The sequence below is a fragment of the Cupriavidus sp. FW305-3-2-15-C-LB2 genome (genome assembly GCF_058787575.1).
Genome location: NZ_JBYSZW010000008.1, coordinates 1 through 15630, shown reverse-complemented (window position 1 = coordinate 15630; position 15630 = coordinate 1). Strand labels below are relative to the sequence as shown.

Below are 15630 nucleotides of genomic sequence, written 5' to 3'. Positions count from 1 at the left end.
CATGAGCCGCAACGCATGACCCAGGCACACGACGGGGGCTGGATCCCCGTGCGCAAGGACTTCGTCGACCCCGCCACGCGCTGCCATGCGCGGGGCGCGAGCCGCCGCCACCATGGCTTTCCGACCGGGCAGGCTTATATCCTGCGCGACGCCGCAGGGCATGAATACCCCTTTGGCGACGACTGCGCGCGTGCCGCGGTGCCGCATCCGGGCCTGCTGCTGCAGGTGCCGGACTACACCGAGCGCGATGTGGTGCCGCGCACGGCCTTGCCCGAGGTGGCGCCCCCGGCCCGCCGGCGCGATCCCGGCCAGGCGCAGGCCGCCGAGCGCGCCGCCGCGATCCGCTACCTGGTGCTGCGCATGGAGAAGGTGGCCGCGGTGCCGCGCGTGCAGCCGACAGTGCGTTTCCCGGCGCTTGAGGGCGTCTACGAGCAGTACCAGCGCACCGGCGACATCGGCATGGCGCAAGTGCGCCGCATCCTGGCGATCGAGCGCAGCCCGTCCACCCCGCCGCGGCTGCGCGCCACCAACCTGCTGGACGTCTATACCGCGCATATCAAGCTGGAATGGCTGATCGCGGGGTCCAACAGCGTCGACAACATCCGCTTCCTGCGCAGTCTGCACGACTGGCTGGCCCGTCACCTGGTGCTGACCGCCGGCCAGCTGGCCGCGGCCGGGATCGAGATGCATCCGCAGGCGTTCACCGCGCCCGGCATCTGGGGGCCGGGGACAGAGCCCGCGCCGGCATCGCCCGGGTACGCATCCGGATCGCTGTTTTAGCTGCGGGTGGCAAGACCTGCGGATTTGGCGTCTAATGCCTGCATCGCATCAGCCGGTCACGCCATGAGCCATTTTTCTCGCAGCTACGCCGAAGCCCGCCAGAAGTTCCTTGACGCCGCGCGCACGGCCGGGGCCGCGCTGGCCCAGTTCCCGCACCCCACCAAGCGCGGCAGTGCCGGCGAGGACCTCGCCATCGACGTGGCGCTGGCCGGTCCGGCCGAGGCCCGCCGCTGCCTGATGGTGACCTCGGGCACGCACGGCGCCGAAGGCTTTGCCGGATCCGGCGCGCAGGTGACAATGCTGCACGACGCCGCGCTGCTTGCCGATTGCGCCGCCGCCGACACCAGCCTGCTGCTGGTGCATGCGATCAATCCCTACGGTTTTTCCCACCTGCGCCGGGTCAACGAGGACAACGTCGACCTGAACCGCAATTTCATGGACTTCACCCAGCCGCTGCCGTACAACGAGGCCTATGCCGAGATCGCGCCGCTGCTGGTGCCGGCGCAATGGCCGCCGTCCGACACCGACCAGGCGCAACTGATGAAGGCCGTTGCCGAGCGCGGCATGCCGTGGTACCAGGCCGCGGTCAGCCGCGGCCAGTACCAGGACCCGGGCGGCATGTTCTACGGCGGCGACAAGGCTGCCTGGAGCAACTACACGCTGTGCCGCATCCTGGCGCGCTTCGGCGCCGGGCGCGAGGCGCTGCGCTGGATCGACGTCCATACCGGACTTGGCCCCTGGGGCTACGGCGAGCCCATCCACATGGGCCCGGACACGCCGGAATCGCTCACGCGCACGCGCGCGATCTGGGGCGCGCGGGTAACCTCGATCTACGATGGCTCGTCGACCTCGGCCAACCTCACCGGCCTGGCCTGGCACGCGGTGCTGCAGACCCTGCCCACCATCGACTACGCCGGCATCGCGCTTGAGTTCGGCACGCTGCCGGTGGGCGAGGTGCTGGACGCGCTGCGCGGCGACCACTGGCTGCACCAGCACCCGGAAGCCGACGAAAACCAGCGCGCGCTGGTCCGCCAGGCGATGTGGCGTGCCTTCTATGGCGATACCGACGACTGGCGCGAGGGCGTGGTGGCGCAGGTGACCGACGCAGTGCGGGACACCATTGCCTCGGCCTAGCCGGCTCTGGCCGCAAGCGCCTTCTGGTAATGTCTCGACGTTGGCGGTAGAGTGCTGAGCCAGGCACTGCCGCCATGCCTTGGCCGGCACGAGCAGCAGCCGCGCCGCGGTCAGAAAACTACCAGAAACAAGACGGAAGAGGTCGGGGCAGGCCCGGGCGCATGATCCTGCGCGTCGCCGCGGCCTGGCGCACGGCGTCGCTTCCGGCATCAGCTCGGCAGGGAGGCCGGTGCGATGACCCTCTATGAACTGAAGCCCAGGTTCCAGGCCCGGTTGCGCCCCATGGTGCAGGACCTGGCGCAGCGCGGCGTGACTGCCAACCAGGTGACGCTGGCCGCCGCGGCCGGCTCCCTGGCGGTGGGGGTGCTGGCCACGCTGGGCATGCTGGTGGCCGAGACCCCGGCGCTGTTCCTGCTGTTCCCTCTATGGTTGTTCCTGCGCATGGCGCTCAACGCCGTCGACGGCATGCTGGCGCGCGAGCACGGCCAGCAGAGCGTGCTGGGTGTCTACCTGAACGAGCTTGGCGACATTGCCTCGGACCTGGCGCTGATCCTGCCGCTGGCCGCGCTGCCGGACTTCAGCCTGGGCCAGGTCGGCACCTTCGCGCTGCTGGCGGTGATCGTCGAGGCCACCGGGCTGATCGGCCCGCTGGCCGGGGCCAGCCGGCGCTACGACGGCCCGCTGGGCAAGAGCGACCGCGCCTTCGCGGTCGGCGCGATCGCGCTGTGGGCCGGTGTTGGCCTGGGCTTTGGCGCGGCCGCCAGCTGGCTGTGGCTGGTGCTGTCGCTGCTGTCGCTGTTTACGATTGCCAACCGGGTGCGCCGCGGTGTCGCCGAGGCCCAGTCCCGCACAGCGGAGTAGCGAGATGGACCGACCGTCGACGCGCCAGCCGCAAGAGCGGCAATTCGAGACCCACGACCGCCAGACGCTGTTCTATCGGCACTGGCCGGCGGTGGAGGGCCCGGCGCGCGGCGCCGTGGTGTTGTTCCATCGCGGCCATGAGCATTCCGGCCGGGTCGCCCACCTGGCCGACGAACTGAACCTGCCCGGCTACGAGATCTTTGCCTGGGATGCGCGCGGCCACGGCCGTTCGCCCGGCGAGCGCGGCTACAGCCCCAGCCTGGCGGACTCGGTGCGCGATATCCAGACCTTCACCACCCATATCGCCGAGGTCCACGGCATCCCGCTGGAACGCACCGCGGTGATCGCGCAGAGCGTGGGCGCGGTGCTGGCCGCCACCTGGGTGCACGACTACGCGCCGCCGATCCGCGCGCTGGTGCTGGCCTCGCCCGCGTTCAAGGTCAAGCTCTACGTGCCCTTTGCGCGGCCGGGGCTGAAGCTGATGCAGCGCCTGCGCGGCAAGTTTTTCGTCAACAGCTACGTCAAGGCCAAGTTCCTCACGCACGATCCCGAGCGCATCGCCAGCTACGACAGCGATCCGCTGATCACGCGCCCGATCGCGGTCAATATCCTGCTGGACCTGTACGACACGGCGGAGCGCATCGTCGCCGATGCCGCGGCGATCACGGTGCCGACGCAGCTGCTGATCTCCGGCGCCGACTGGGTCGTGCATCGCGGGCCGCAGGACCGCTTCTATGAGCGCCTGGGTGCGCGCACCAAGGAGCGCATCGTGCTGGACGGCTTCTATCACGACACGCTCGGTGAGCGCGACCGCAAGCTGGCGGTCGATGCCGCGCGCCGCTTTATCCTGCGCGAATTCGACATGCCGTCGGCGCCGCGCTCGCTGCTCGATGCCGACCAGATCGGCCCGTTCCGCGAGGAATCCGACCGCCTGGCGTCGGCGCCTGTCGGGCTGGCCGCCTGGTACTGGCGCGCGGCGCGGGCCAACCTGAAACTGGGCGGAATACTGTCGGACGGGGTGCGGCTGGGCCATGAGACCGGCTTCGACTCGGGCTCGACGCTCGACTATGTTTACCGCAACGCCCCCTCGGGCCGCGGCAAGCTGGGCCGGCTGGCCGACCAGCAGTACCTGGACGCGATCGGCTGGCGCGGCATCCGCCAGCGCAAGGTCCACGCCGAGGCCCTGATCGCCGAGGCCGTGCGGCGGCTGCGCGCGGGCGGCATGCCGGTGCGGATTGTCGACATCGCCGCCGGGCACGGGCGCTATGTGCTTGAGGCGCTGGGCGCGCTGGATGGCGGCGCCGCGGCGGTCGAGTCGATCCTGTTGCGCGACTACAGCCCGCTGAACGTCGAGCAGGGCCGCGCCCTGATCGCCGCCAAGGACCTCGCGGACGTGGCCCGCTTCGAGCAGGGCGATGCCTTCGACGGCGACAGCCTGGCGGCGCTGGCACCGGCGCCGACACTGGCGGTGGTTTCCGGCCTGTACGAACTGTTTCCCGACAACGCGATGGTGCGGCGCTCGCTCGAGGGCCTGGCGCGCGCGGTGCCGCCCGGCGGCTACCTGGTCTACACCGGCCAGCCCTGGCATCCGCAGCTGGAATTCATCGCGCGCGCGCTCACCAGCCACCGCGCCGGCGCCGCCTGGGTGATGCGCCGCCGCTCGCAGGCCGAGATGGACGAACTGGTGCGGGCCGCTGGCTTTGACAAGGTGACCCAGCGCATCGACCCGTGGGGCATCTTCACCGTCAGCCTGGCGCGCAGGCGCGGCGCATGAGCACGGTGCCGACGGAGGTTGGCGCCGGGGCGCATTCGCAGCTGCCTGCAGGCAACCGGCCCTGGGGGCTGGCCTGCCTGCTGCTGGCGCTGGCCGGCGCGTTCTTTTTCTCCAGCTACGGCTTTGCCAACTGGCTGGCGAGCCAGCGCGCCAACGTTCCGGCGGTCTATTTCGAATGGGAGCAGGGGATCCCGTTCCTGCCGTGGACCATCGTGCCGTACTGGTCGATCGACCTGCTGTACGGCATCTCCTTCTTCCTGTGGCGCACGCGCGCGGCGCTGCTCACGCACGTCAGGCGGTTGGTACTGGCGCAGCTGGTGTCGGTGGCGTGCTTTATCGCCTTCCCGCTGCGCTTCAGCTTTGCCCGGCCCGAGGCCGACGGCCTGCCGGGCCAGCTGTTCACGCTGCTGGGCGGTTTCGACCTGCCGTTCAACCAGGCGCCGTCGCTGCATATCAGCCTGCTGGTGATCCTGTGGGTCGCCTTTGCGGCGCACCTGCGCGGCGGCTGGCGCTGGCTGCTGCACGGCTGGTTTGCGCTGATCGGGGTCTCGGTGCTGACCACCTGGCAGCACCACCTGATCGATGTGCCCACCGGCGCGCTGGTGGGCTGGCTGTGCGTTTACCTGTTCCCGATGCAACGGCCCGCTGCCGGCGCGCCGGATGCGCGCACGCGCCAGCTGTCGCGCCGCTACACCGTGGGCGCGCTGGTGGGGTTGCTGTGCGCGGTGCTGGCGGTGGGTGCGTCGGTGACGCTGGCGTTGCTGCTGTTGTGGGCCGCGCTGGCGCTGGCCTGCGTCGCCCGGATCTACGCGCTGGCCGCGCCGGCGTGGTTCCAGAAGGACGGCGATGGGATGATGGCCCCGGCCGCGCGCTGGGTGCTGGCGCCGTACCTGCTGGGCGCCTTCCTCAATTCGCGCTGGTGGACGCGGCGCGCGCCGCAGCCCAGTGCCATCGCGGACGGCATCTGGGTTGGCCGCTTCCCGACCCGCGCCGAACTGCGCGCGATCGGGGCGGACGCCGTCCTCGACCTGACCGCCGAACTGTCGCGCGCAGCCACCGACCCGGCGCTTGCGTATCGTTGCGTGCCGGTACTGGACCTGACCGTGCCGACGCCGGAGCAGTTGGACAAGGCCGTGGCTCAACTCGACGCCTGGCAGCGGCAGGGCCGCCGCGTGCTGGTCAGCTGCGCGCTCGGCTATTCGCGCAGCGCGCTGGTTGCCGCCGCATGGCTGGCGCGCCGGCAGGGACTGCGCGACGCCGGCGCTGCGCTGGCGTTGCTGCGCGAGCATCGCCCGGCGGTGGTGCTCGGGCGCGAACATGCTGAGGCGCTGCAACGCTGCCTGGACCGTCCCGCCATGCCGGAGCCCGATGATGGCCGCTGAGTTCACGCAAGGCACTGATGCCTGGATCGCGCACGCCGTCGCCGGGGCGCTGTCGGGCGCCGTGTGGATCGGCGCGGCCGGGCTGGCTTTCGGCGTGGCCACGGTATGGCTGGGGGTGGCCACGCCGGTCCCGCGCGTGCTGGCGGCCGCGTCGCTGCTGCTGGCGCTGCCCCAGGTCTGGCTGCTGCTGCGCGTTGCCATCGACCGCCGGCTGTTCGATGCGCTCGCGGCCGGGCGGCAGGACCAGCCCGACCTGGCCGGATTGGACGCCGCGCTGCTCGAACTGGGCTGGATGCCGGCGCAGCGCGCCGGCCGTCCGTTGCCGGACCGCGCCCGCGGTGCGCTGCGGCTGGTGCGCGCCAGCGCCGCGCTGACTGTGTGCCAGCTGGCGCTGGCCTTGCTGACCGTGATCCTGAGGTAACCAACCATGTGGCTTGCCCGCGCGACCGCGCGCGCCATCATCGTCTTCGCCCGGCTGCTGACCGGCATGCGCGCCAACTGGCAGGGCTGCATCCCCGCCGCGGTGCAGCGCGTCTACTTTGCCAACCACAGCAGCCACGGCGACTTCGTGCTGGTCTGGGGCTGCCTGCCGCCCGACCTGCGCACAGTCACGCGCCCGGTGGCCGGTGCCGACTACTGGGATCGCTCGTCGCTGCGGCGCTTTATCGGCCGCGACGTATTCCACGCGCTGCTGATCGACCGCACCCGCAGCGAACCAGGCAGCGACCCGGTGGCGCTGATGCACGGCGCGCTGGCATCCGGCGACTCGCTGATCCTGTTTCCCGAAGGCACGCGCAATACCACCGACGCGCGCCTGCTGCCGTTCAAGAGCGGCATCTACCACCTGGCGCGGGCCTGCCCCGGGGTGGAGTTCGTGCCGGTGTGGATCGACAACCTCAACCGCGTGATGCCCAAGGGCGAAGTCGTGCCGGTGCCGCTGCTGTGCACCGTCACCTTTGGGCAGCCGGTGCTGCTGGCCGCCGAGGACAGCAAGGAAGCCTTCCTTGCGCGCTGCCGCGACGGCCTGCTAGCGCTTGCCCCGGAGCTGGAATGACCGCCATGCCCACTTTGCACTGGAGCCCCGAGACCTGGCTGCTGTTCGGCGGACTGTTCGGTGTGCTGCTGCTGGCCTCCACCGTGACCGCGCTGCTGCGCTGGCGGGTGGCGGGCGGCGGCCAGCACGCGGTGATCGACAACCTGGCGCAGCGCGTCTGGGCCTGGTGGTGGATGATCGGCATCATGGGCGTGGCCTTTGCGCTGGGCCGCACCGCGGTGATCGTGCTGTTCTACCTGCTCTCGTTCTTCGCGCTGCGCGAGTTCGTCACCATCATCACCACGCGGCGCGGCGACCATCACGCCATCGTCGCCGCCTTTTTCGTGTTCCTGCCGCTGCAGTACGTGCTGGTCTATATCGGCTGGTACGGCATGTTCTCGATCCTGATCCCGGTCTATGCCTTCCTGATCCTGCCGATCCTGGCGGCGCTGTCGTCCGAGACCACGCGCTTCCTGGAGCGCTGCGCCGGAGTGCAGTGGGCGGTGATGGTGTGCGTGTTCTGCATCTCGCACGTGCCGGCGCTGCTGACGCTGCCGATCCCGGGCTTTGAAGGCCGCAACCTGCTGCTGATCGCCTTCCTGGTGATCGTGGTGCAGGGCAGCGACGTGCTGCAGTATGTGTGGGGCAAGCTGTGCGGCAAGCGCAAGATCGCGCCGCTGCTGTCGCCGTCCAAGACCGTCGAGGGCTTTGTCGGCGGCGTGGCCAGTGCCACCGCGCTGGGCGCGGCGCTGTGGTGGATCACGCCGTTCTCGCCGTGGCAGGCCGGCGCGATTGCGCTGGTGATTGCGCTGATGGGTTTCCTCGGCGGGCTGGTGATGTCGGCGATCAAGCGCGACCGCGGCATCAAGGACTGGGGCCATATGATCCAGGGCCACGGCGGCATGCTGGACCGGCTGGACTCAGTGGTGTTCGCCGCGCCGGTGTTCTTCCATATCACCCGCTACTGGTGGGTGCCCTGAGCACCCCGGCCCTCACAGCTCCATCTCTTCGCACCACGCCACCACTGCATCGCGGAAGTCCTGGCAGATCGGCGACAGGTAGCCATCGGCGCGCCACAGCACGGCCAGCTCATGCTGCCACGACATGCCTGGCGCCTCGATCGCGGCCAGCCCCTGGCCCTCGGCCTGGTGCAGCATGCGCGGCGGCATGATGCCGAGCAGGTCCGAGTGCCGCAGCAGCTCGCCGAAGGCCACCGGCGACGCCGTGCTTTCCACCGCCACGCGCGGCGGCGGCAGCCCGACCGAGGTAAACCGTTCCTCCAGCCACTGGCGCAGGTAGAGCGAACTCGCCGGCACCACCCAGCGCTCGCCGCTCAGGTCGGCCAGCGTGCGGAAGCCCTCGCGGCGCGGATGGCCGGTGCGGGACACGATCTGCATGGTCAGCGGACCGAGCGGCAGCCAGGCAATGTCCGGCGGCAGGCTGGTCGGGCGCGCGCCCAGGATCAGGTCGGCCTCGCCGTTCTGCAGCATCGCCATCAGGCGCGCGCTCAGGTGGGTCTCGATCGAGAACGTGGCCAGCGGCCGGCTCAGGAAGAAGCGGGCCAGCAGCGGCGACAGCAGCGACGGCAGCAGGTAGGGGATGGCGCCCAGGCGCACCGTGCCCGCGCGCGCCGCGCGCTGCTCGGCCAGTTCGTTGCGCATGTCGCCCGCCGCCAGCGCGATCCGGCGCGCATGGGCGGCCAGGGTGCGGCCCACGCTGGTCGGCACCAGCCCGCGCGGGGTGCGCTCGAACAAGGGCATGCCGGCTTCGCCTTCCAGCCGCGCCAGCGTCTTGGACAGGCCGGACTGGGTCATGCCGAGGGTGTCGGCGGCGCGGTGCAGGTTGCCTTGCTCGATGACAACCAGGAAGGCTTCAAGATCCTCGAATCGCATGGGGCGTGATGGCGCTGGGGTCGGTGCGGGCCATTGTAGCGCCGCACCTCCCCCGCGCCGGTCACGCAGGGCTTACTGCGGCTCAGGCCATTGCCGCTGGGGTTCCGAGGCGCGCTCGAACCAGTGCGCCAGCTGCAGCACGCCCAGGTCGTCAAAGCGCCGGCCGGAGATCTGCAGCCCGATGGGCAGGCCGTCGCGCGACATGCCGCAGGGGATCGATGCCGCGGGCTGTTCGGAGTGGTTGAACACCGCTGTGAAGTGAGAGTCCTTGAGCGGCAGGTCGCCGCCGCTGTTGATGGCATCGGCGGCGAAGGGCAGCACCGGTGACACCGGCGAGATCACGAAATCATAGGGCTGGGTCGCGGCCACGGTGGCCTCGCGCAGCTGCTGCATGCGCGTGAAGGCCTGGAAGGTCTGCTCCGGCGTGAGCGTGCCGGCAAACTCGGCGGCCTTGCGGATGTAGCCTGCCGCCAGGCTGGCGCGCTCCGGCGGCATCCCGGCCAGGTCGACCCGGCAGCGCATGGTGAAGAAGTGCGCCATGCCGATGCGCATGTCCATGGTGGTCCAGTCGCGCACGGGTTCGACCACGGCACCGCCTTGCTCGAACAGGTGCGCTGCCGCCAGCACCGCCGCGCGGACTTCGGCATCGACCTGCCAGTCGCCGCTCGGGTCCAGCCACAGGCCGATGCGCAGCCCGCGGATATCGCGCTCAAGCTGCTGCCAGGCGATGTCCTGCGGAGGCAGGCTCATGTAGTCGCGGGCATCGGGGCGCGAGATCGCCTGCATCGCCAGCGCGGCGTCGGCCACGGTGCGCGTCAGCGGACCGATCACGCGCGCGGCGGCTGGCGGATGGACCGGCACGCGGCCATGGCTGGGCTTCAGGCCGAAAACGCCGCAGAAGCTGGCGGGAATACGCACCGAGCCGCCGATATCCGTGCCCAGGTGGAGCGGGCCGTAGCCCGCCGCAGCCGCGGCGCCGGCGCCGGAACTGGAGCCGCCGGTGTTGCGGTCCAGCTTCCACGGGTTGCGCGTGAGCGGATGGAAGCTGGACGGCGCCGCGCCCAGGAAGCCGAAATCCGGCATGGTGGTCTTGCCGACCACGATTGCGCCGGCCTCGAGCAGGCGCGCCGCGGCCGGCGCATCGGCCGGTGCCGGCGCCAGCACGGTGGCGGCGCTGCCGAGCGGCACCGGCGTGCCGCGCGTGGCGATGTTCTCCTTCAGCGTCACCGGCACGCCGTCGAGCGGGCCGTTCGGGGTGCCGGCCAGCCAGCGCGCCTCGGCGCTGCGCGCGGCGGCCAGCGCTTGCTCGGCATGCACCGCGTACATCGCACGGATGCCGGGCTCCCAGTGTTCGATGCGGTCCAGCACCGACTGCATGACTTCGAACGGGGAGAGTTCGCGCTGGCGGTAGTTGCTGAGCAGCTCGGCGGCGCTGAGTGCGTAGAGCGGAGTCTTCATTGTCTTTTCCGAGAGGGTTGGCTGGCGCTTGGGAATCTGCATGGCCGGCGTTACTGCACACCGAACGGGTAATGGCGTCCCGGCGCGGCGGCCAGCAGCGCGCGGGTGTAGTCCTGGCGCGGCGACAGCACGACGTCGCGCGTGGCGCCTTGCTCGACCACGCGGCCCTTGTGCATGACGATCAGGCGGTCGCACACCTGGCTGGCCACGCGCAGGTCGTGGGTGATGAAGAGGATGCCGATGGCAAGCCGCTGCTGGATATCGGCCAGCAGCTTCAGGATCTGCGCCTGCACCGAGACGTCCAGTGCCGACACCGCTTCATCGGCGATCAGCACGCGCGGTTCGCACGCCAGCGCGCGGGCAATGCAGATGCGCTGGCGCTGGCCGCCGGAGAACTCGCTCGGGTAGCGGTGCAGCGCGTCGGGCCGCAGCCGCACCAGTTCCATCAGCGACTCGGCGCGTTGCCACGCCTGCGCGGGCGTCGCGCCGAAATTGACCGCGCCTTCGACGATGGACTGGCCCACCGTGCGGCGCGGATTGAGCGAGCGGTTGGGGTCCTGGAACACCACCTGCACCATGCGCCGGAACGCGGACAGCTGCGCGCGGCGCGGCAGTTGCTGCGCGGCTTCGGGCAGCACCTGGATATTGCCCGCGGACGGTTCGATCAGCCGCGCGATGCAGCGCGCCACCGTGGACTTGCCCGAGCCGGACTCGCCCACGATGCCGACGGTCTCGCCCGCCCGCACCTGCAATGACACATCGGTGGCCGCCTCGACCACGCGGCGCCGGCCCGGCCAGGCTCCCGAGACATAGGTCTTGCCGATGCCGCTGGCGTCGAGCAGCAACGCTCGCTGCGCCACCGACGGGCGCTGCGCGGGCTCCAGTCCCGGCACGGCATTGAGCAGCATGCGGGTGTAGTCCGCCTCGGGCTGGCGCAAGACCCGGTCTTTCGGCCCGCTTTCCACCTGGCGGCCAAGCTGCAGCACCACCACCCGGTCGGCAATGTCGGCGACCACGCCGAAGTCGTGCGTGATGAACAGCACCGCGGTCTGGTTCTCGTGCTGCAGTTCGCGCACCAGTGCCAGGATCTCGGCCTGCGTGGTCACGTCCAGCGCGGTGGTGGGCTCATCGCACACCAGCAGGGCCGGGCGCAGGATCAGCGCCATGGCGATGACGATGCGCTGGCGCTGCCCACCGGACAGCTGGTGCGGATAGGCGTCGTAGATCCGCTCGGGATCCGGCAGCCGCACGCGCGCAAAGATCGACAGCACGCGCTCGCGCCGCTGCGCGGCGCCCAGGCTGGTGTGCTGCGCCAGCATTTCCTCGACCTGCCGGCCGCAGCGCATGACCGGGTTCAGCGCGGTCATGGGTTCCTGGAACACCATGGCCACGCCGGTGCCGCGCAGTTCGCGCCGGCGTGCGGGGGTGGCCGCCAGCAGGTCTTCGCTGGCCAGCGCGATGCTGCCGCCTGAGACCTTCAGGCCTTCGGGCAGCAAGCCCATCACCGCGCGCGCGACCACGGACTTGCCTGAGCCCGATTCGCCCAGCAGGCAGACCACTTCGCCCGGCATGACGTCGAAGGAAACCCCCTGGACCGCATGCGGCCGGTCGGCGCCGGGCGGCAGGTCGATGCGCAGGTCGCGCACGCGCAGGCAGGGCGTGGCCGAGTCCGCGGCCGCGGTCGTGTTCGTTGGCATCATCAGGCACTCCGCTTGCTGAACTTGGGGTCGAGGGTGTCGCGCAGGCCGTCGCCGAGCATGTTGACGGCCAGCACCGTTACCGCCAGGAAGGCGCCGGGCAGCAGCACGCTGTGCGGATGCGCGGTGAAATGGGCGCGCCCCTCGGCCATGATGTTTCCCCAGGTGGGGATGTCGGTGGGCAGGCCGATGCCGAGGAAGGACATCACCGCTTCCACCAGCATCGCGCCGGCGCAGATAAAGGTGCCCTGCACCAGCAGCGGCGCGATGGTGTTCGGCAGGATGTGGCGCAGCATCAGTTTCCAGGTCGGCGTATCGAGCGCGATGGCGGCCTCGACATAAGGCTCTTCACGTACCGACAGCACCACCGATCGGACCAGGCGCGCCACGCGCGGCGTGTCGGGCACGGTCATGGCCACGATCACCGTCAGCAGGCTGGGCCGCCAGGCGGCCACCAGCACGATGGCGAAGAGGATGCCGGGGATGGCCATCATGCCGTCCATCACGCGCATGATGAAGCCGTCCAGCCAGCGCACATAGCCCGATACCAGCCCGACCGCCAGCCCCAGCAGCACCGAGGCCAGCGCCACCGACACCCCGACCGCCAGCGAGACCCGCGCGCCGTACAACGTGCGGCTCCAGATGTCGCGGCCCAGGCTGTCGGTGCCCAGCGGGAACAGGCGTTCGAAGGCATCGCCGGCCAGCGTCACGATCTCGGCGCGCGTGAAGGGGGCCAGCTGGCTGCTGGCGGGGTCCATGGTGTTGGGATCGATGGTGTAGAGCCAGGGCGCGGCCACGGCAAGGAACAGCATCAGGCCGAGGATGGTGCCGCCGGCGCGCACGGCACCGTTGGCCAGCACCGCGCGCAGCCGCGAGGGACGGGCGCCGGTGCCGGGCGGGGCGGATTCGATGGCAGTGGTGAGTGAGGTCATGGGGCCGGGTTTCCGTGGGAGATATCAGTAGCGAATGCGGGGATCGAGCAGCAGATAGCTCGCGTCCACCAGCAGGTTGATGACCACGTACGAGACCGAGAAGAACAGCGTGATGCCCTGGATCAGCGGGTAGTCGCGCGACAGCACGGCATCCACTGTGAGCTGGCCGACACCGGGAATGGCGTAGATGCTCTCGGTCACGACCACGCCGCCGATCAGGCCGGCCACGCTCAGCCCGATCACGGTGGCGATCGGCACCGCGGCATTGGCCAGCGCATGGCGCGTCAGCATGCGCCACTCTGGAATGCCCTTGGCGCGCGCGGTCTGCACGAAGTCCTCGGTCAGTGCTTCGGACACGGCGGCGCGGGTCGTGCGCGCCACCAGCGCGCACGACATCACCGACAGCGTGACGCAGGGCAGGGCCAGGTTGCGCAGCCATGGCCAGATGCCGTCGGCCAGGCGGCTGTAGCCCTGCGACGGCAGCCAGCCCAGGTGCAGCGAGAACACCCAGATCATCAGGTAGCCGGCCACGAAGATCGGCACCGAGAAGCCCAGCACGGAGCCGCCCATCACCAGGCGGTCGAGCCAGCGGCCGCGCCGGTAGGCCGCCAGCGTGCCCAGCGGCACCGCCGTCAGCACGGTCAGCACGATGGTCAGCGCCGCCACCGAGAGCGTGGGCTCCAGCCGCTGCGCGATCAGCGTGGTCACGGGCATCTTGTAGAAGAAGGAATAGCCCAGGTCGCCGCCCAGCACGTGGCCGAGCCAGCCGATGAACTGGCGCGGCAGCGCTTGATCCAGCCCGAGCTGGGTGCGGATGCGGGCGATGTCTTCCACGCTGGCGGCGTCGCCGGCAATGGCCGCGGCCGGGTCGCCGGGGGTCAGCCGCAGCAGCGTGAAGACGATGACAGCCACCACCGCCAGCACTGGCACGGTGGCCAGGCTGCGGCGGACCAGGAAATTCATCATGGCACTACCTCGTTGGGGGAAAGGGAGGTCAGCAGGCTGGCGGCACGGCAGCCGGGGCCGCGGGCGCCGTAGCGGGCTATTGCTTGCGCACGTTCCAGTACAGCACCGCCGGTGCCGGCAGCAGGCCGCTGATCGCACCGCTGCGCACCACGGTGGGCGCCTTGCCTTCGCCGACGGGCGCCAGGATGCCGTTTTCGATGGCGCGCAGCTGGATCCTGGTGGCGATGTCCTTGCGCTGCGCGGCGTCCGCGGTTTCGATGAAGCGGGTCTTGAGGGTTTCCAGCTCGGCGTCTTCCGGCCAGCCGAAGTAGCCGCGGTCGCCGTTGCCGGTCAGCGGGCTGTAGGTGATGGGGCTGCTGGCGTCGACGCCGCCCCAGAAGGTGATGTAGGCATTCCAACCGCCTTTCTCGGGCGGTTCCTTCCTGGTGCGGCGCGTGATCAGGGTGCTCCAGTCGGTGGCCTGCACGTCGACATTGAAGCCCACCTGCCTGAGCAGCTGGCCGTAGACCACCGGCAGGCGGCTCAGCGCGGGGGCATCGCCCGGCAGCATGATCACCACTGGCTTGCCGTCATAGCCGGACTCCTTGAGCAGCTTGCGCGCCTGTTCGAACTGCGGCTTGCCGGTGAAGAAGCCGGTCTGGTCGCTGGCATAGGGCGAGCCGCACAGGTAGATCGAGGCGCACGGCTTGTAGAAGTCGCGGTAGGTGGCCTGCGCGCGCAGCATCGCTTCCTGGTTGATCGCCAGCATCGCGGCCTTGCGCACCCTGGCGTCATTGAACGGCGGCACCTTGTGGTTGTAGATCACGGTGAAGGGGCCGGCGGGCATGATGTCGAACATCTGCACCCGCTTGTCGGTGCGCAGTTGCGGATAGTGCGATGACGGCACGACCTCGAGGATATCCACCTCGCCGTTGAGCAGCGCGTTTACCTGGGTCTGCGTATCGCGCAGGAACACCCATTCGACGCGGTCGACGTGCACGGCCTTGCCGCCGGCCAGGCCGGACGGCGCATCCTTGCGCGGCACATAGTCGGGATTGCGACGGTAGACCACGCGGTCGCCGGGCCGGAAGTCCTCCTTCTTCAGCGTGAAGGGGCCGGAGCCGGTCAGGTCGTCGATCTGCTTGTCGGCAGGCGTCTCGGCGACACGCTTGGGCATGATGAACGGCACCAGCGGGCTGGGCTTGCCCAGCGCATCCAGCACTGCGCCGAAGGGCTGGCGGAAAGTCATGCGCACCGTGGCCGGGCCTTCGGCAGTGATGCTGGCCATGGCTTCATACATGCGCTGGCCCAGCACGTCGCGCTTGCCCCAGCGCGCCAGCGAGGCGATTACGTCCTGCGCGGTGACCGGCGTGCCGTCATGGAACTTGAGCCCTGGCCGCAGCGTGAAGGTCCAGGTCTTGTTGTCGGCGCTGGTGCTGGTCTTGTCCACCATCTGCGGCCGGATCACGCCCTTCTCGTCCATGCCGAACAGGGTGTCGTAGATCATGAGGCCATGGTTGCGCGTGATGTTCGCGGTGGTCCAGACCGGGTCCAGGATCTTCAGGTCGGACGACGGCACGGTGCGCAGCACGGTCTCGGCGATTGCGCTGCCGGCGGACATGCATGCCAGGGCGCACAACGCGACGGCACCGGCACGGCGAAGCGGGATTGCAGACATCATGGTCATCATCTCTCGGGGGCGGGGTGGGGGGGACAAAGGGCGCCGGACAGGGCGTGGTGGT

The 15630-nt window shown here is 70.2% G+C and carries 14 protein-coding genes; 8 read left to right on the top strand and 6 right to left on the bottom strand.

What is annotated here, in order from left to right; genetic code table 11:
* The first annotated feature begins 15 nt into the window (after window positions 1-15).
* The 8 genes from AC3WRR_RS08315 to AC3WRR_RS08280 all read left to right on the top strand — a co-directional run bounded on the left by AC3WRR_RS08315 (window position 16) and on the right by AC3WRR_RS08280 (window position 7944).
* Window positions 16-780, top strand: a complete 765-nt coding sequence (locus AC3WRR_RS08315) for a hypothetical protein (RefSeq protein WP_010814207.1) — start codon at window positions 16-18, stop codon at window positions 778-780.
* Window positions 781-843: 63 nt separating this feature from the next.
* On the top strand, window positions 844-1914 hold the full coding sequence (locus AC3WRR_RS08310) for a M14 family metallopeptidase (protein ID WP_010814206.1): 1071 nt from the start codon (window positions 844-846) through the stop codon (window positions 1912-1914).
* A gap of 234 nt (window positions 1915-2148) precedes the next feature.
* Window positions 2149-2775 (top strand): CDP-alcohol phosphatidyltransferase family protein, encoded by a 627-nt coding sequence (locus AC3WRR_RS08305; protein ID WP_010814205.1) that lies wholly within the window; start codon window positions 2149-2151, stop codon window positions 2773-2775.
* A 4-nt stretch (window positions 2776-2779) separates the two neighbouring features.
* Entirely contained in the window at window positions 2780-4549 is a 1770-nt protein-coding gene (locus AC3WRR_RS08300; protein ID WP_010814204.1) for a bifunctional alpha/beta hydrolase/class I SAM-dependent methyltransferase, read from the top strand.
* Window positions 4546-5931: a phosphatase PAP2/dual specificity phosphatase family protein gene (locus AC3WRR_RS08295; RefSeq protein ID WP_010814203.1), complete on the top strand. Its 1386-nt coding sequence runs from the start codon at window positions 4546-4548 to the stop codon at window positions 5929-5931. Before AC3WRR_RS08300 ends, AC3WRR_RS08295 begins: the two co-directional genes overlap by 4 nt.
* Entirely contained in the window at window positions 5918-6352 is a 435-nt protein-coding gene (locus AC3WRR_RS08290) for a hypothetical protein (protein WP_231881345.1), read from the top strand. Before AC3WRR_RS08295 ends, AC3WRR_RS08290 begins: the two co-directional genes overlap by 14 nt.
* A 6-nt stretch (window positions 6353-6358) precedes the next feature.
* Window positions 6359-6985, top strand: a complete 627-nt coding sequence (locus tag AC3WRR_RS08285) for a lysophospholipid acyltransferase family protein (RefSeq protein WP_454749062.1) — start codon at window positions 6359-6361, stop codon at window positions 6983-6985.
* Window positions 6982-7944, top strand: coding sequence for a phosphatidate cytidylyltransferase (locus tag AC3WRR_RS08280; protein ID WP_010814200.1), 963 nt, complete (start codon window positions 6982-6984; stop codon window positions 7942-7944). The genes AC3WRR_RS08285 and AC3WRR_RS08280 overlap by 4 nt, the downstream gene beginning before the upstream one ends.
* A gap of 12 nt (window positions 7945-7956) precedes the next feature.
* Here the strand turns inward: AC3WRR_RS08280 and AC3WRR_RS08275 are convergent, their stop codons facing one another.
* From AC3WRR_RS08275 to AC3WRR_RS08250, 6 genes are all read right to left on the bottom strand, one after another.
* Window positions 7957-8856, bottom strand: a complete 900-nt coding sequence (locus AC3WRR_RS08275) for a LysR family transcriptional regulator (protein ID WP_010814199.1) — start codon at window positions 8854-8856, stop codon at window positions 7957-7959.
* A 72-nt stretch (window positions 8857-8928) separates the two neighbouring features.
* Window positions 8929-10314, bottom strand: coding sequence for an amidase (locus AC3WRR_RS08270; RefSeq protein ID WP_492296656.1), 1386 nt, complete (start codon window positions 10312-10314; stop codon window positions 8929-8931).
* Window positions 10315-10364: 50 nt separating this feature from the next.
* Complete coding sequence (locus AC3WRR_RS08265) at window positions 10365-12014, bottom strand: dipeptide ABC transporter ATP-binding protein (protein ID WP_492296655.1); 1650 nt, start codon at window positions 12012-12014, stop codon at window positions 10365-10367.
* Window positions 12014-12943 (bottom strand): ABC transporter permease, encoded by a 930-nt coding sequence (locus tag AC3WRR_RS08260; protein ID WP_011615485.1) that lies wholly within the window; start codon window positions 12941-12943, stop codon window positions 12014-12016. Before AC3WRR_RS08260 ends, AC3WRR_RS08265 begins: the two co-directional genes overlap by 1 nt.
* Window positions 12944-12967: 24 nt before the next feature.
* Window positions 12968-13909, bottom strand: coding sequence for an ABC transporter permease (locus tag AC3WRR_RS08255; protein ID WP_010814195.1), 942 nt, complete (start codon window positions 13907-13909; stop codon window positions 12968-12970).
* 76 nt (window positions 13910-13985) lie between these two features.
* Window positions 13986-15569, bottom strand: coding sequence for an ABC transporter substrate-binding protein (locus AC3WRR_RS08250; RefSeq protein WP_058698026.1), 1584 nt, complete (start codon window positions 15567-15569; stop codon window positions 13986-13988).
* Between the last annotated feature and the right edge of the window lie 61 nt (window positions 15570-15630).

Bases quoted from the DNA above. Each gene is read 5' to 3' on its own strand.
- AC3WRR_RS08255 (WP_010814195.1), bottom strand. From the start codon at position 13,909: ATGATGAATTTCCTGGTCCGCCGCAGCCTGGCCACCGTGCCAGTGCTG.
- AC3WRR_RS08280 (WP_010814200.1), top strand. From the start codon at position 6,982: ATGACCGCCATGCCCACTTTGCACTGGAGCCCCGAGACCTGGCTGCTG.
- AC3WRR_RS08295 (WP_010814203.1), top strand. From the start codon at position 4,546: ATGAGCACGGTGCCGACGGAGGTTGGCGCCGGGGCGCATTCGCAGCTG.
- AC3WRR_RS08300 (WP_010814204.1), top strand. From the start codon at position 2,780: ATGGACCGACCGTCGACGCGCCAGCCGCAAGAGCGGCAATTCGAGACC.
- AC3WRR_RS08265 (WP_492296655.1), bottom strand. From the start codon at position 12,014: ATGATGCCAACGAACACGACCGCGGCCGCGGACTCGGCCACGCCCTGC.
- AC3WRR_RS08285 (WP_454749062.1), top strand. From the start codon at position 6,359: ATGTGGCTTGCCCGCGCGACCGCGCGCGCCATCATCGTCTTCGCCCGG.
- AC3WRR_RS08260 (WP_011615485.1), bottom strand. From the start codon at position 12,943: ATGACCTCACTCACCACTGCCATCGAATCCGCCCCGCCCGGCACCGGC.
- AC3WRR_RS08275 (WP_010814199.1), bottom strand. From the start codon at position 8,856: ATGCGATTCGAGGATCTTGAAGCCTTCCTGGTTGTCATCGAGCAAGGC.
- AC3WRR_RS08310 (WP_010814206.1), top strand. From the start codon at position 844: ATGAGCCATTTTTCTCGCAGCTACGCCGAAGCCCGCCAGAAGTTCCTT.
- AC3WRR_RS08250 (WP_058698026.1), bottom strand. From the start codon at position 15,569: ATGATGTCTGCAATCCCGCTTCGCCGTGCCGGTGCCGTCGCGTTGTGC.
- AC3WRR_RS08305 (WP_010814205.1), top strand. From the start codon at position 2,149: ATGACCCTCTATGAACTGAAGCCCAGGTTCCAGGCCCGGTTGCGCCCC.
- AC3WRR_RS08290 (WP_231881345.1), top strand. From the start codon at position 5,918: ATGATGGCCGCTGAGTTCACGCAAGGCACTGATGCCTGGATCGCGCAC.
- AC3WRR_RS08270 (WP_492296656.1), bottom strand. From the start codon at position 10,314: ATGAAGACTCCGCTCTACGCACTCAGCGCCGCCGAGCTGCTCAGCAAC.
- AC3WRR_RS08315 (WP_010814207.1), top strand. From the start codon at position 16: ATGACCCAGGCACACGACGGGGGCTGGATCCCCGTGCGCAAGGACTTC.